This is a genomic window from Streptomyces prasinopilosus (assembly GCF_001419695.1).
Classification (GTDB): Bacteria; Actinomycetota; Actinomycetes; order Streptomycetales; family Streptomycetaceae; genus Streptomyces; species Streptomyces prasinopilosus.
The window spans coordinates 25615-38297 of record NZ_LIRG01000014.1 but is presented as its reverse complement, the minus strand read 5'-3'; the positions used below and the strand labels follow the sequence as shown (position 1 = coordinate 38297).

The following is a 12683-nucleotide window of genomic DNA, read 5'->3' as shown; positions in this document are numbered from 1 at the left end:
CGCAGTCCCACCACTCGTCGGCCTTGGGGCTGTGGACGACGATCGTCTCGTTGCGGGGGGTCGGCATCGGGCCCGCAGGGGCGTCACCGGTCCCGGCCGCAGCCGTGCCTGCCTCTGCTGCTGCTTGTTCCTCGCCCCGACGGGCCTGCCGGTCGGCTTCCTCCTGGGCCTCGCGGCGCTCCCGCTTCTGGTCGGCCTTCCGGTCGTCCTTGCGCATCGCGCAGTTCCGGCAGTCGTCGCCCAGGACGAAGTCGTGCCGGTCCTCGCACGTCAGGTTCCTGCACTCGTCGGTGTCCTCGAGCATCTGAAGCAGCGGCCCGAACGGCGGACGCTTCTTGCCGTTCACCTCCGGGGTCAACTCCCCGGCGTAGAACTTCGACGCCCAGTAGCCGTTCCAGCGCGGCAGCACCCGGTAGTCCACCAGCTGCTGCGGCGTGCGCTCCCGGGGCAGGCCAGCAGCAAGGGCGTCGACCATGGCCTGGCAGACGTTCTGCGGGACCACGTTGCCGAGGGCCTCGAGGAGGTGCGGCGGCAGCAGCGGAAGGATCGCGTCCCTCGCCTGCCGCTGTTCGTCGGTGAGGACCCGGCTCTTGGATGCGGTGGCGCGGGGGGCTTCCTGGGATGAGGGCGAGGGGCTGTCTTTGCCGGACGCGGCGCAGCCGCTTTCGCTCGCGCGCTCACTACTACCGGTAGATGGCCTACGGCGTTCACCCGGGCTACGCCCGTCAGGGCCATCGTCCGCACCAAGAGAAGGAACCAGTGGGTGTTCGGGTTCCTGCACGTCGCCCCGGGGATGCGGGTCAGAATTCTGACCCAACGGGTCAGAATTCTGACCCGCCCCCTCCGGGCCCTCATCCTCCTGGTCAGCCGGGTCAGAATTCTGACCCGCCCCCAGATCGGGCTTTCCGGCCTGCAACCACTTGAGCTTGGCCTCAACGTTCCGCCACCCGGCATAGCCCTCCTTGGGCATGTCGTTGATGCGGATGCGAAGCGGCTTACCTGCGGCGCCGGGACGGGATGACGTCTTGATCGGGCCGCCCTCGGGCGTGGAGATCAGCCCGACGTCGGACAGCGCCTTGAGGATGCCGCGGACACGGCCTTGACTGCTGGGCTTGCCGTTCGGCCCGGGGATCAGCTCACACAGGATGGCGAGCGTCAGGTTCCTGACGGGCTTCTTGAACTTCTCGTAGACCAGAGCGCGCAGCACCAGGTACCCGCGCGCGTCCGGGTCTCGGAGGTCATCGCAGACGCCGATCCAGTCGGAGATGCGAGAGGTGTACCAGCCGTCGTTCTCGGGCCCGTACAGCTCGATCAGGACGGAGTCGTCCGAGTGGTTAGGGACGGGCTGCGTGGTCACTGGTGCCCCCCGTGGCAGGGCTGCCCGCCGAAGAGGAGCGCGGCGTCGTGCAGCTGGTACATGACGGAGACGCGGCCGCGGCGGTCCGAGCGCCAGGTCGCGGTGACGATGCCGGCCGTCTCGAGTTCCGCGAGGGCGGCGTCCAGGCCGTCGCTGTCGGTGCCGAGCATCGCGGCGAGCCGGTGCCGGTTCGGCACCAGGCGGGCGGCGATGCGCTCCGGGCCGCGGGCGTACGACGCCAGGATGGCGTACAGCACGCGGGCGAGCGGGGTGTGATTCGGGTCGCACATCACCGACGGTGCGACCATGCCGAACGCCAGGGCGTTCCGGGTATCTGCGGCCTTCTGGGCCATGCCGACTACTTCCTTAGAAGTAAGCGAAGTACTGAGACCCGGTTTATCCCCGACCCGACTACCCGCCCTTCCCGGTGGCAGGTAGTCTCGCCTGTGGGGACCTTCCCGGAACCCAGACTTCATTCATAGGTGAATGACACGCGCTGGCGGAACTTCCCGTCCGGCCAGCGCAAACGCATCGGAGCCCGGCGTACCCCGCGCCGGGCTTCAGCGCGTTCTAGGCCTTCTCGGCCCGACCGTCCCCGCCCTCAAGCCAGGCGAGGAACTGCGCACGGTTCACATGGATCGTCCGTTCGACGAACGTCCACCGGACCGGGATGGACCCGCGGTGAAGGCGGTTCCTGACTGCCCGCTGCGTGCAGCCCATGCGGGCCGCCACCTCGGACGTCTTCATCCAGTCCGGCGTAGAGATGGGCGTTGCTGTCCGCTCCATCGGTGCCTCCGAGTAGGTCAAGTGGTCCGCCCCGCGCGGTGCGGGGCGAACGTGTTTCACACGCTCCCACAGATTTCACGAGACGTTCCCTCCGCTTCCCTTTCTAGGGCCTGGCCTGCGGTTACTGGGATAGCGGAAGGTTGTTGTAGACGAACTCGATGCGGTCGGCCGGCGCCGTGACGCGCAGCAGCTCAAGCGGCTTTCCGTCCGCACCACGCGTGACCCGTTCGACGGTCAGCAGGGGAACGCCCGTGCCGGTGTGGAGCAGCTCTGCCTCTTCCGTCGTCGGCATGCGCCCGCGGATCGTCTCGTCCAGCTCGGACGGAGCCATGCCTGACGCGGCGAGGGCACCGTAGATTCCACCCTCGATCTTCCGTGCGGTGGTCAACCCAGCCTGAAGGGCGACCGGGCGCGGGTACCAGGCCTGCTGAACTTGCAGAACGTCGTCACCAACGCAGGCATGGCGCTGCCGGTAGACGACATCCGATCCCGGCGGCACGCCCAAGAGAGCAGCGTCCGCCTGCCCGATCGGGCGTGTGTCCACGGTGACTGTCTTCATCCGCCCGTCCAGGCCCTGGTCGGCGCAGGCCGACTCCCACGGACCAGCCGTGCCACCGGGAGCCATGACGCCGCCGTACCTGCTGAACGGAATGCGGATTCGCTGGTTGTCTCGTACCCGGGCAGGGCGGCCGCGACCGGTGCTTACCAAGCCCTCGTCTGCCAGTACGCGGATTGCTGCCCTGATCGTCTGCTTCGACAGACTGAACTGGTCTTGCAGCCTCTCGATGGTCGGCAGCTCATCGCCGGGTCGGTACTCGTCCTGTTCGAGTTCGATGCGGCGGCGGAGCTCGTCTGCCACGTCTCGGTAGGTGGCCATCGGGTTCCCCTCCTCTCCTCTGCGACCTCAACCATAACGCAGAAGGATAGCCCTTTGACAAGTTGGCTATCCTTCTTTATGGTTCTTGTTGTCGGGCAACGACGGCGGTCCAGATACGCCGAAAGGCCAGGTGGTTGCACACCTGGCCTCTCGGGGGCCTCCGGAGAAGCCCGGCGAACCGCTACCAGCAAGAGGAGAGCGATCCGCATGCAGAACCCTAGCGGCACCCCGAAGCCCAACGTCCCCCAGCCCTACGGCACGCCGGACGCGAGCATCGTCGTCTTCGCCGGCGACCGCAGCAACCGCCACGCCGCCCGCCTGAACCGCGTCCCCGACGGCACCAGCGTCATCGCCGCCGGCACGGTCGAGAACGTCCGCATGTACGGCACGCCCGACGAGCCCCGCGCCGTGTTCACCCTGATCGCCGGTGACGGCGCCGCCACCTACGCGGCCGTCGGCACCGCCACCTACGACGAGATCTTCGGCTACCTGGTCGCCGGTGACGAGGTCACCCTCCACGGCCACGCCGTCCGCGCCTTCGAGGACGACTCGCGCACCGCGTACATCCGCGTGACGCAGGTCGAGCCCCTCTTCGCCTGACCCCGGGTCGGCCCGGCAGCCACCCACGCACCCCCCACGCTGCCGGGCCCCAGCGCACTCGCGCACCACCACCGCACGCGCACCGCCCGGGGGACAGCCATGCCCGCAACGCCCGAGCAGTGGATCACTGCTCTCTCCCAGACCTACTGGACCACCGCCGGGTCGACCGGCCGGCGGGTGGACCCGCTGACCGCGACCCGCACCGCGACACGAACGGAGGCACCGGCGACCGTGAACACCAAGGTTCTCGACAAGCGCACCGAGGGACTGGACGTCATCGCCCGCGCCGAGCGTCTGGCCCGCGAGGGCACGCCCCTCGCCCGCCGGGAGGCGGCCGCCATCCGGGACGCCTTCGTCATGGAGACCGAGGACCTGACCGGCTCCACCGAAACGGTCCGCACCCGCGCCTGCCCGGCCTGCGGCTGCTTCACCCTGGTCCCGCTCAAGGGCAAGGCCCAGTGCGTGAACCGTCACTGCGCGCCCCGCCCGGGGCTGCGCCGCCGCTGGACCTACCGCGACCTCGGCTACACCACGGCCGGTACCCCGTCCGGCGTGCGCCGCTCCGAGGGCTACCCCGCGGACCTTCGCTCCCTCGCCTTCCTCACCGAGTTCTTCGCCCAGTCCGGGCACAAGGTGCCGCTGGCGACGCTCGCCCGCTGGGCGCGGCTGCACAACCTGCCCGCGCACAAGGTCGACGGCCAGAAGGCACACCTCTACTCCCTGAGCGACGCCGCCACCGTGCACGCCGTGCAGCTCGCCGCCCGCGAGGGCCAGCTGTGCGGGGACGGCGCCCGGCCCGCCTGCACCGGCCTGGCCGACCTGTTCTACAACGCGGACGACACGGCCGGCGCGATGGATCAGGGCCTGGCCCGCCGCCGGATCGCCGTCGCCAAGGAACTGTGCGGCGAGTGCCCGTTCCTGGAGCCGTGCCGGGACTTCGCGCTGAAGCCGAACGGCAAGCAGCAGCACGGCGTGGCCGGAGCCCTCACCTCCAAGGAGCGGCGCGCGCTGAAGGGGGAGGCCCGATGACCACCTTCCGGGACGTGCTGATCCGCCGCCAGATGCGGAACCTGCGCCAGGCGCTGGCCTCCCTGCACGGTGTGACCCGCCACGACGACGACTTCCCCGCGGTGCGAATCACGTTCACCGACCCCGAGACCGGCGAGGCCCTGGACTCCCTGTCCCTGCGGCTCCTCGCCTTCACCGAACTGGTCGACGCCGCCCGCGCCCGCTCCACGGACCTCGTCCGTGAGCAGCTCCGCCACCAGACCGCCCAGTCCCAGCCCCCCGCGGCCCCGGTGCTGCGGATGGTCCCCACCGACTCCTTCCCGACCACCACCACCGAATCGAGGACCTGATGACCACCGCCATCATCGCCGTTCTGGGCACCCTGGCCGGATCGCTCCTGACCGGAGCGCTTCAGCACTACAGCCAGCAGGCCGTTCGCCGGGCCGACACCGCGGCCACTCGCCGCAGTGAGGGCTTGGCCGCCGTGGCGGACCTGGCCGCCGCGCTGGCCGACCACCGCCGCGCAATGTGGGTCCGCGAGGACCTGCGCCTGCGCCGCCAGGACTGGACGGAAGCCAGGGCCGAAAGCCACCGCACCCGGTCAGCCGTCACCGTCCCGCTGCTGCGTGTGCAGCTCCTTATGCCCGAGGTAGCACCGGCCGCGCAGGCCGCCGCCCAGGCCACCTACGCCCTGCGCGGGGCCTGGGAGTCGGGCGAGACCGGACTCGCGGGCCGACGGGAGCGCGCCATCGCCAAGACCGACGAACTCGTCACGGCCGCCGGCTGCCACCTGACCGCCGACCGAACCGCCTGACGGCTGCCTCCCGGGCCCGAACCCCGTGTCGGGCCCGGTCGCAGGGAGCCGGACAGACCGGACCGCACCACCAACCCGAGAGGACCAGCCCATGACCGAGACCGAGACCTTCGAGACCATCCGCTACACCGCCGACGTTGTCGTCACCACGACCGACGGATACGTCCTGCTGATCGAGCGCGGCTGGGACCCGTTCAAGGGCCAGTGGGCCCTGCCCGGCGGTCACGTCGACCCCGGTGAGACGAGCCGCGCCGCTGCCGCCCGCGAGCTCGCGGAAGAGGCCGGTGTGTACGCGGCACCGGACGAGCTGACCCAGATCGGCACGTTCGACCGGCCCGACCGGGACCCGCGCGGCAGGTACGTCACCGTCGCCTACCACCTGACCGTCATCCCCGGAACGACCGTCGAGGCCGGCGATGACGCGACCAATGCCCAGTGGTGGCCCCTGAGCGACCTGCCGCCGCTCGCGTTCGACCACGCCGACATCCTCGCTCAGCTCGTCACCACCTGACCCTCAGCCCCGGCATCCCTGCCGTGAGGGCGCCGGATCGACTCCGGCCCGGGGCGCCACCCCTGACCCCACCGTCCCGACCACCGAAAGAGGTCGCCGTGAACCGCACCGCCCACTGGCTCCTGCTGATCGCCTTCCTGATCGCCGTCGGCCTGTTCCCGGCCGCGCTCGCCCCCGTCACCCTCGCCGTCGCCGGCGCGGCCGCCGTCCTCGCCACGGTCCCCGGCCCGGTCTGGGTCGCCGTCGGCGTCATCGCCTGGCTCAAGCACAAGCCCGCCACGACCACCGCCTGAACCCCCGGAAGGAACCGATCCCGATGAGCACCTGGACCGAGCAGCGGCGCCTGGACAAGGCCGCCGACCGTGAGCAGGACCGCGAGGACAAGCGCCTGGAGATCGAGGCCCGCCTCGAGGCCGAACGGCTCCGCGCGGAGGAGACCCGCAAGAACGCTGAGGCCGAGGCCAAGCTGAAGCGGCAGCGCGACGCGGAGAAGGCCAAGGCCAAGGCGCTGCGCAAGCAGCAGCAGGCCGCGGCGCGTAAGCGGGCCCTGGCCGCGGTCACCGCACACATGCCGATCGCCGGTATCCCCGTGGTCGCCGCGTCCATGGCCATGGCGTGGGGCGGCCAGTACGAAGCCGCTCACGCCGCAGGGTTCGGCGCGTACAGCATCGGCGTCCCCCTCATGCTCGAGGGCCTGACGCTCACCTTGGCCACGCTCACGTCGGCCGCGATGACCGCCAAGAAGCCGCACGCGAGCCTCATGACGTGGACGTGGGTGTCGGCGTTCGTCGCCGCCGCTCTGAACGGCTACGGGCACGTCATCGAAGGCGGATCGGACGCGGTTCTCAAGGCGATCGTGTTCGCGGTCGCCTCACTGGTCGGCGTGTTCCTGTGGTGGCGCGTCGCCACCACGCACACCGCGACCCGCACCCGGGCCCAGCGTGCCGAGGACCGCCGCCGGGCGAAGCACTCCCGGGCCCGGCGGAAGAGGTTCCCCGAGGTTGCCGAGCGCGCCGACGACATCCTGCGCGCGCACCCCTACGGCACGGTCACCGAAGAGGACGCCTGGCGCACCGCGTGGATGGACGAGCACGCGATGGACGTCTCCCGCACCGCCGCCGTGACCCGCAAGTTCCAGGCGGCCGAAGCCGTCGCCGAATCGCTGTCCGCGGTGGCCCTGCGTCGGCAGTTCCACGACGGGGTCGACGGCTGGCTGTCGGAGGTCCTCGACGAGGGCGACGGAGGGTCCGCCGGGGTCATCCCGAAGAAGCCCTCTGGGGGCCCTTCTGAGGGCGCTACAACCCTTGGGGGGATTGGGAAGCGCGCACTTTCCCGCAGGCCCCGCAGGGACGCCGTGGAGCCCCTCTCCGAGACCGATCTGGACGCCGCGCGGAAGCTCGCCGATGCGGTCCCCGCAGAACAGTTCTCCACCCCCGCCATCGCCAAGCTCCTCGGCCGCAGCAAGGTCTACGCGAAGCGCGTCCGGGACGCGGTGCAGAGCGAGCGCAGCAACGACTAGCAGGACGGCCCGCGGTGTCCTGCCCGACTCAACCAGGCAGGCCACCGCGGACCGCAGCCACACCGTACAGCCACTCTGAAGGAAGCGAGCACGCTCATGTCCGACGTCATCCGCGCCACCGACACCACCGCCCCGGTCGTCGACCTCACCAAGCCGCCGCTGCACCTCGTGCCGGACCTCCCCGAGGACCTCGCCGGCGACCTGCCCCTGATCCCCGCCTGGACCCGTACCGGCGAGGGCCGGAAGTCCGCCGCCCGCCGCGCCGCCCGCCGCACCAAGCGGGCCGGCCGCCGCTGGGTCTCCCGGCAGCGCACCCCGCAGGGCCACGCCGCCCAGATCAGCCGCGGAACCCGCCGCGTCCACGAATGGGTCGTCGGCTTCCACGGCGTCAACGTCCAGGCCGCCGCCCACCAGGCGCACACCGCCACCCGCGAGGCCCGCGAGGCCGCCCGCCGCGCCCGGTACACGATGATGCCCGGCCAGCGGGACAAGGCCCGCCAGGCCGCCGACCGCGCGCAGACCGCCGCCATGGCCGCCGTCCAGCTCCACGAACAGGCCCGCCGCAAGGTGCGCAACGGCCGTCTCCTGCGCGGAGCGGGCGCCTACGGCACGCCGCTGCTGGTCGACACCGCCGCCCTGGTGGAGTTCGGCGGCCTCGGGCTGGCCGCCGGCGTCTTCACCACCCTGTCCGTCGCCGCGTGGATCGGCCGCAAGCCCCTCACCGACACGGCCTGGGACCCCGACCGGCGCAGCCTCGCCGACGGCGACCCGCTCACCGAGACGATGCTGAACCGCGCCTTCACCGAGGCGAAGGTCATCGGGGAGGGCAAGGAACTGCGGCTGCTCACCCCCGTGGTCAGCGACGGCGTGGACGCCTGGACGGTGATGCTGGAACTGCCGGACGCCACCGTCGACAAGGCCCGCTCCCGTGAGGTGGAGCTCGCCGCCGCGCTCGGTATCGACCGCGCCCAGCTCGACATCCGGCAGGTCGGCGGGGAGGCCCGCATGACTCTGTGGGCGTCCATGCGCGACCCGTTCGACCGCACGGTGCGGTCCCCGCTGCTGGACCGCCGCGAGCCGCTCAACACCTGGAAGGACGGCATCCCGCTCGCCTTCGACAAGCGCGGCCAGATCGTCGCCGTCACCATCTCGGACTACTCCCTGCTGTTCGGCGGGGCCACCCGCTCCGGCAAGGGCATGGGCGTCGCCAACATCCTGGCCGGCGCGCTGCTGGACCCGCGGGTGCGGATCCGGCTGTTCGACGGAAAAGGCACCGGCGAGTACGTGCCGCACGCCCCCGTCCTGCACACGTTCGTCCGCCGCAACCCCGCCCGGCTGCTGGACTTCCTGCGGGTCGAGGTCGAGGAGATGAACCGGCGCACCGAGATCCTGGTGGACCTGGGTCTGTCCAAGCTGTCCGAGGACCTGATCGAGAAGGTCGGCGGGATCGAGCTGGTCGTGGTCGACGAACTGGCGACGTACACCGCCCCGGACGGCCCGTCCAAGGAGTACGCGGAGGAGATCGTCGAGTATCTGGCGCAGCTCGCCGCGGTGGGCGCGGCGGTCGGCATCGTCGTGGTCCTCGCCACGCAGTACCCCGAGGTGGCCATCGTGCCCTCGCGGCTGCGCGGCAACTGTGCCGGGCGGATGGCGATGCGCACGGAGAGCGCCGACGCCTCCAACACCATCCTCGGCAAGGGCAAGGCGGGCGACGGCTTCGACTCCAGCAAGATCGCCAACGCGAAGACGACCCGCGGCCGCGGATGGCTGACCACCCCCGACACCGGCATGATCGCCGTCCGCTCCCTGTTCATCGACGAATCCACCGGCGAGATCCGCACGCCCATCGCCATCGGGCAGGAACTGCGCCGGACCGCCGGCACCCTCCCCGGGCACTGCGCCGACCCGGTGGAAGACGCGCTGCTGCGGCTCACCGGGGCGTCCTCGGTGGCCGGCGGGGCGAAGGGCAACGGCGGCATCGTCCGCGGCACGGTCCTGGACCACCTCGCCACCGCGGCGGCCGGAACCGGGCGCGGCTGTCTGACGGTGGCCGAGGCGGCGCCGCTGCTGGCCGGTATCGACGCCGACCGGTACGCCCGTCGGGACGGTGAGACGGACAGTGCCTGGATCGCCCGGGTGGGCAAGGCGGTCAAAGCGCAGGCGGCCGGGACAGGGGCGGAGCTGGAGACCGCCCGCGTGGCCGGCCCGGACAACACCCGCCCCTCCGGCTGGACTCTGGCGGCGCTTCAGGAGGCCGCCGAAGCTGCCCGGAATGCCCGCACTTGATCCCTGCCGTGACCCTGTACGGCCCTGCAAAAGCGCAGGTCAGGGCTGTACAGGGTCGGGGGGGCGACCCTGTACAGCCCTGACCGTTCAACCCCCTCCGCAAGCAGGGCTGTACAGGGTCACCGCGTCACCCTCACCGCCTCTGACCTGCACCGATACAGGTGCGTGCAGGTCGCCGACAGGACACAAACCATCCCAAAGGGAGAGTCGTGGAAGACAAGGGTCGGTACGTCTACCTCATCGGGTCACCGGTGATCCGCCAAGTCAAGATCGGACTCTCTGACACCCCGGCGATGCGAGCCACCGCACTCCAGACCGGATCGCCCGTGCAACTCCTGGTGATCCTCGCGATCCCCGGCGGTCCCGTACTTGAGCGGAAGCTGCACGACTACTTCAGGGCGTACCGGACTCACGGCGAGTGGTTCGACTTCGGCGACGAGAATCCCGTGACCCTCGTCGTGTCCGCGGCAACGCTGATGGGCTACCCCGTCCACCCGAAACGCGTCGCACCCAAAGACCGCCCCCGAGCGATCGACATCCCCGACGAGAGCCCCGACGCCGCCAGGTTCCGGTTCGTGGACCACCTCGCCCGGGCCGCTCAGAAGGCAGACCACCACCGAGGCTTCGTCAGCAAGTTGGAGCTGTACGCCCACTTGGCAGCCGTCGACCCCGCCTATGCGCAGGGGGACGACGAGCCGGAGCAGCCGTACCTGCTGAGGGCCGGGCTGCTGCTCGCCGCCGCGCTGAAGGCGGACGGAATCGCGCTGCGCCAGGTGCGCCGGCAGACGGCCGGTGGCGGCAGGGCGTGGGGCTACCTGGCCCAAGACCTGATCGCAGCCGCAGCTGATCGCCGCAAGAGCAAGCCGAAGCGCGCTCAGTAACCCAATCCAACCGACCCTGAAAGGCACTTCGATGAACACCGCCGACGACCAGGCCCGCCAGCTCATCGACGCCGTCAACGACGCGATGAAGGCACCCACCGCGTACCGCGACGACACCCCCGTCCCCGCCGTCGGTGATGCCCCGCCCGTCGCCCAGCCCGAGACGCGCCGGGTGCCCACCTGGGCCACCGGAATCGCCGTCGCCTCCATCGGCATCGGTGCCGGCGCCGTCGGCATCGGCTGCGCGGTCTGGCTGGCCGCCAAGGGTCTTGCCGCGATCACGCTGACCGGAGTCCTCGCCGCCCTGTCCCCGTTCGTCGGCCTCGCTGTCCTCGCCCTCGCCATCGGCGCGGCCATCGCCAGGGCAGGCCGCGCCAGCACCACGAACGTCTACAAGGGGTCCGTGTCCGTCACCAACAAGACGGAGATCAGCAGCACCGCGCGCGGTCTGTTCGCCCGCAACCGCAACCAGGTCCGGGGCGTGCGGTGAACACCACCGCAGATCTGAAGCTGCTGGGCGTCGCCGAAGTCGACGGCGCCCCGCTCGCCTGCGCCGGATGCGGCAACACCTTCTCCCTCGAGGTCCACAAGCGCGCCCCGTTCGAGACGTCCCCGGCCTGGGTGTGCTGCCTGTCCTGCGGGCACGGCGGCGAGCACCCCGCCGTCACCACGGGCCTGGTCGACGCCGTCCTCACCGGGTGGGCGCAGCAGCGCCGGCAGGTGGACACCCGGGACACGTTCACCGCCCAGTGGCGCGGCACGGTGCTGTCCGGCGAGCTGGTGCCCACCCTGGACGTCTACCAGGCGGTCGTCGCCGTCAAGGCTGTGCACGAGGGGGCGTCCCCGCACGTCAAGCGCTGGTGGCGGGGGAAGAAGCGGGCGGCGAAGGCGCCGTTCCGGGCGGCGAAGAAGCGGGCGGGCGCAGCGGTCGGCGAGGCCGCGGGCACGGTGAAGTCGAAGGCCCTGACCGCGGCCTGGTCGGCGCAGACCGGCGGGGCCGGCGCCGCACCGGCCAAGCGGACGCGGTCCCGCTGCACGGTGAAGGGCTGCCGGTCCGGATGGATCACCATCCAGACCCGCGTGCACTCCGGCACCGGCAAGGCGCAGGAGACCCGGGTGCGGTGCGCGGTCTGCCGCCGGGCCGACGCCTGAGCCCAGAGACGACGAAAGGCCCCCGCCGGTCGGCGGGGGCTTCGCTGTTCTCACACTCCGGTTCGGTGCCGGTGGTCCTGCTGGGCCCGGATGAACAGCCGGGTGCGCTGCACCATCAGCGCGGCCACGGCCAGCAGCAGCACCGTGCGCATCCACCGGGCGATGACGACGAAACAGCCGTCCGGCCAGAGCGTCACCAGCACCGTGTACAGGCACAGCAGGCCCACGGTGACGGCGAAGCCCATCAGGTTGCGGCCCACCTCGGTGCGCCACCAGGTGGCCCGCCAGTGGTAGACCGCCGCGAATCCGGCACAGGCCGCAAAGGCCAGCATCGACGCGGTCGCGTTCACCCACTGGTCGATGCTCAGTCCGTCCATCACACCGCTCCTCTGCGTGCTGCGTAAGCGGCCTCGATCCGCTCCTGGAAATGGTTCTCCTCGCGTGCCACCCGCAGCCGGTGGACGATGGCCAGCACCATGGGCCGGCGTTCCTCTTCGATCTCGCGCTGTGCCTCTTGGGCCTCCGACAGGGCCTGCCGGGCCGCTTCTCGTGCCTCCCGGGCGTGCTCCTTGCGGCGCTTACGGGGAAGGGTGATCCACCGCATTCCTGGGGGCCACCTCCTCCCGTCCGTCCGCCGCCCGGGGCAGGGATGCCAGCACGTGGTCGGCGGTCCGGGCGACCTCCAGCAGCTCGTTGGTCAGGTCCCGCTCCGCCTGCCGGGCGGAGACTTCCGCGCTGTGGGCGGCCCGCCAGTAGTCCCGGTCCGCGCGGGCGTCCTCGATGTAGTTGCGTGGGACCAGACGGCCGGTCAGAACGAACAGCACCGCTACGCACAGCAGCGCGGCGGCTCCCCCCTGCACAGGGTTGATTCCGAATATCTCGCCCACGTCAC

General features: G+C 71.2%; 18 protein-coding genes. 11 read left to right on the top strand and 7 right to left on the bottom strand.

From position 1 onward, the window contains the following. The 4 genes from AOK18_RS01135 to AOK18_RS01120 all read right to left on the bottom strand — a co-directional run. The coding region (locus AOK18_RS01135) for a hypothetical protein (RefSeq protein ID WP_157864994.1) at positions 1 to 1357 on the bottom strand (1357 nt) is incomplete at its 3' end. Further along, the gene (locus tag AOK18_RS01130) at positions 1354 to 1710 is read right to left on the bottom strand and encodes a hypothetical protein (protein WP_055693029.1); all 357 of its coding nucleotides are present in this window, start codon (positions 1708 to 1710) and stop codon (positions 1354 to 1356) included. The genes AOK18_RS01135 and AOK18_RS01130, both read right to left, overlap by 4 nt. Before the next feature lie 217 nt (positions 1711 to 1927). Next, positions 1928 to 2104, bottom strand: coding sequence for a helix-turn-helix domain-containing protein (locus tag AOK18_RS01125; protein WP_157864993.1), 177 nt, complete (start codon positions 2102 to 2104; stop codon positions 1928 to 1930). Positions 2105 to 2264: 160 nt separating this feature from the next. Next, the gene (locus AOK18_RS01120) at positions 2265 to 3020 is read right to left on the bottom strand and encodes a GntR family transcriptional regulator (RefSeq protein ID WP_055693027.1); all 756 of its coding nucleotides are present in this window, start codon (positions 3018 to 3020) and stop codon (positions 2265 to 2267) included. Between the two features lie 207 nt (positions 3021 to 3227). On the opposite strand from AOK18_RS01120, the gene AOK18_RS01115 reads away from it, so the two are divergent. The 11 genes from AOK18_RS01115 to AOK18_RS01065 all read left to right on the top strand — a co-directional run bounded on the left by AOK18_RS01115 (position 3228) and on the right by AOK18_RS01065 (position 11791). After that, positions 3228 to 3620 (top strand): hypothetical protein, encoded by a 393-nt coding sequence (locus tag AOK18_RS01115; RefSeq protein ID WP_055693026.1) that lies wholly within the window; start codon positions 3228 to 3230, stop codon positions 3618 to 3620. 99 nt (positions 3621 to 3719) lie between these two features. Next, the gene (locus tag AOK18_RS01110) at positions 3720 to 4649 is read left to right on the top strand and encodes a WhiB family transcriptional regulator (RefSeq protein ID WP_055693025.1); all 930 of its coding nucleotides are present in this window, start codon (positions 3720 to 3722) and stop codon (positions 4647 to 4649) included. Then, the gene (locus AOK18_RS01105) at positions 4646 to 4978 is read left to right on the top strand and encodes a hypothetical protein (protein ID WP_055693024.1); all 333 of its coding nucleotides are present in this window, start codon (positions 4646 to 4648) and stop codon (positions 4976 to 4978) included. The genes AOK18_RS01110 and AOK18_RS01105 overlap by 4 nt, the downstream gene beginning before the upstream one ends. Continuing rightward, positions 4978 to 5442, top strand: coding sequence for a hypothetical protein (locus tag AOK18_RS01100; RefSeq protein ID WP_055693023.1), 465 nt, complete (start codon positions 4978 to 4980; stop codon positions 5440 to 5442). The genes AOK18_RS01105 and AOK18_RS01100 overlap by 1 nt, the downstream gene beginning before the upstream one ends. A 91-nt stretch (positions 5443 to 5533) precedes the next feature. Next, positions 5534 to 5953: an NUDIX domain-containing protein gene (locus tag AOK18_RS01095; RefSeq protein WP_055693022.1), complete on the top strand. Its 420-nt coding sequence runs from the start codon at positions 5534 to 5536 to the stop codon at positions 5951 to 5953. Positions 5954 to 6051: 98 nt separating this feature from the next. Beyond that, positions 6052 to 6246 (top strand): hypothetical protein, encoded by a 195-nt coding sequence (locus AOK18_RS01090; RefSeq protein ID WP_055693021.1) that lies wholly within the window; start codon positions 6052 to 6054, stop codon positions 6244 to 6246. Between the two features lie 23 nt (positions 6247 to 6269). After that, positions 6270 to 7472: a DUF4200 domain-containing protein gene (locus tag AOK18_RS01085; protein ID WP_055693020.1), complete on the top strand. Its 1203-nt coding sequence runs from the start codon at positions 6270 to 6272 to the stop codon at positions 7470 to 7472. A gap of 96 nt (positions 7473 to 7568) precedes the next feature. Continuing rightward, on the top strand, positions 7569 to 9758 hold the full coding sequence (locus tag AOK18_RS01080; protein WP_055693019.1) for an FtsK/SpoIIIE domain-containing protein: 2190 nt from the start codon (positions 7569 to 7571) through the stop codon (positions 9756 to 9758). A gap of 209 nt (positions 9759 to 9967) precedes the next feature. Beyond that, positions 9968 to 10639 carry a GIY-YIG nuclease family protein gene (locus AOK18_RS01075; RefSeq protein WP_055693018.1) on the top strand — a complete coding sequence of 224 codons (672 nt, stop codon included), beginning with the start codon at positions 9968 to 9970 and terminating at the stop codon, positions 10637 to 10639. A 31-nt stretch (positions 10640 to 10670) separates the two neighbouring features. Further along, positions 10671 to 11129, top strand: coding sequence for a hypothetical protein (locus AOK18_RS01070; RefSeq protein ID WP_055693017.1), 459 nt, complete (start codon positions 10671 to 10673; stop codon positions 11127 to 11129). Continuing rightward, the gene (locus AOK18_RS01065; protein ID WP_055693016.1) at positions 11126 to 11791 is read left to right on the top strand and encodes a hypothetical protein; all 666 of its coding nucleotides are present in this window, start codon (positions 11126 to 11128) and stop codon (positions 11789 to 11791) included. The genes AOK18_RS01070 and AOK18_RS01065 overlap by 4 nt, the downstream gene beginning before the upstream one ends. Positions 11792 to 11841: 50 nt before the next feature. Here AOK18_RS01065 and AOK18_RS01060 read toward each other — a convergent pair whose 3' ends face one another. From AOK18_RS01060 to AOK18_RS01050, 3 genes are read right to left on the bottom strand one after another with little or no spacing between them, the layout of a single operon-like run. Next, positions 11842 to 12168: a putative phage holin gene (locus tag AOK18_RS01060; RefSeq protein ID WP_055693015.1), complete on the bottom strand. Its 327-nt coding sequence runs from the start codon at positions 12166 to 12168 to the stop codon at positions 11842 to 11844. Beyond that, complete coding sequence (locus AOK18_RS01055; RefSeq protein WP_055693014.1) at positions 12168 to 12395, bottom strand: DUF7620 family protein; 228 nt, start codon at positions 12393 to 12395, stop codon at positions 12168 to 12170. The genes AOK18_RS01060 and AOK18_RS01055 overlap by 1 nt, the downstream gene beginning before the upstream one ends. Beyond that, positions 12370 to 12678, bottom strand: coding sequence for a hypothetical protein (locus AOK18_RS01050; protein ID WP_157864992.1), 309 nt, complete (start codon positions 12676 to 12678; stop codon positions 12370 to 12372). The genes AOK18_RS01055 and AOK18_RS01050 overlap by 26 nt, the downstream gene beginning before the upstream one ends. Positions 12679 to 12683 lie beyond the last annotated feature (5 nt).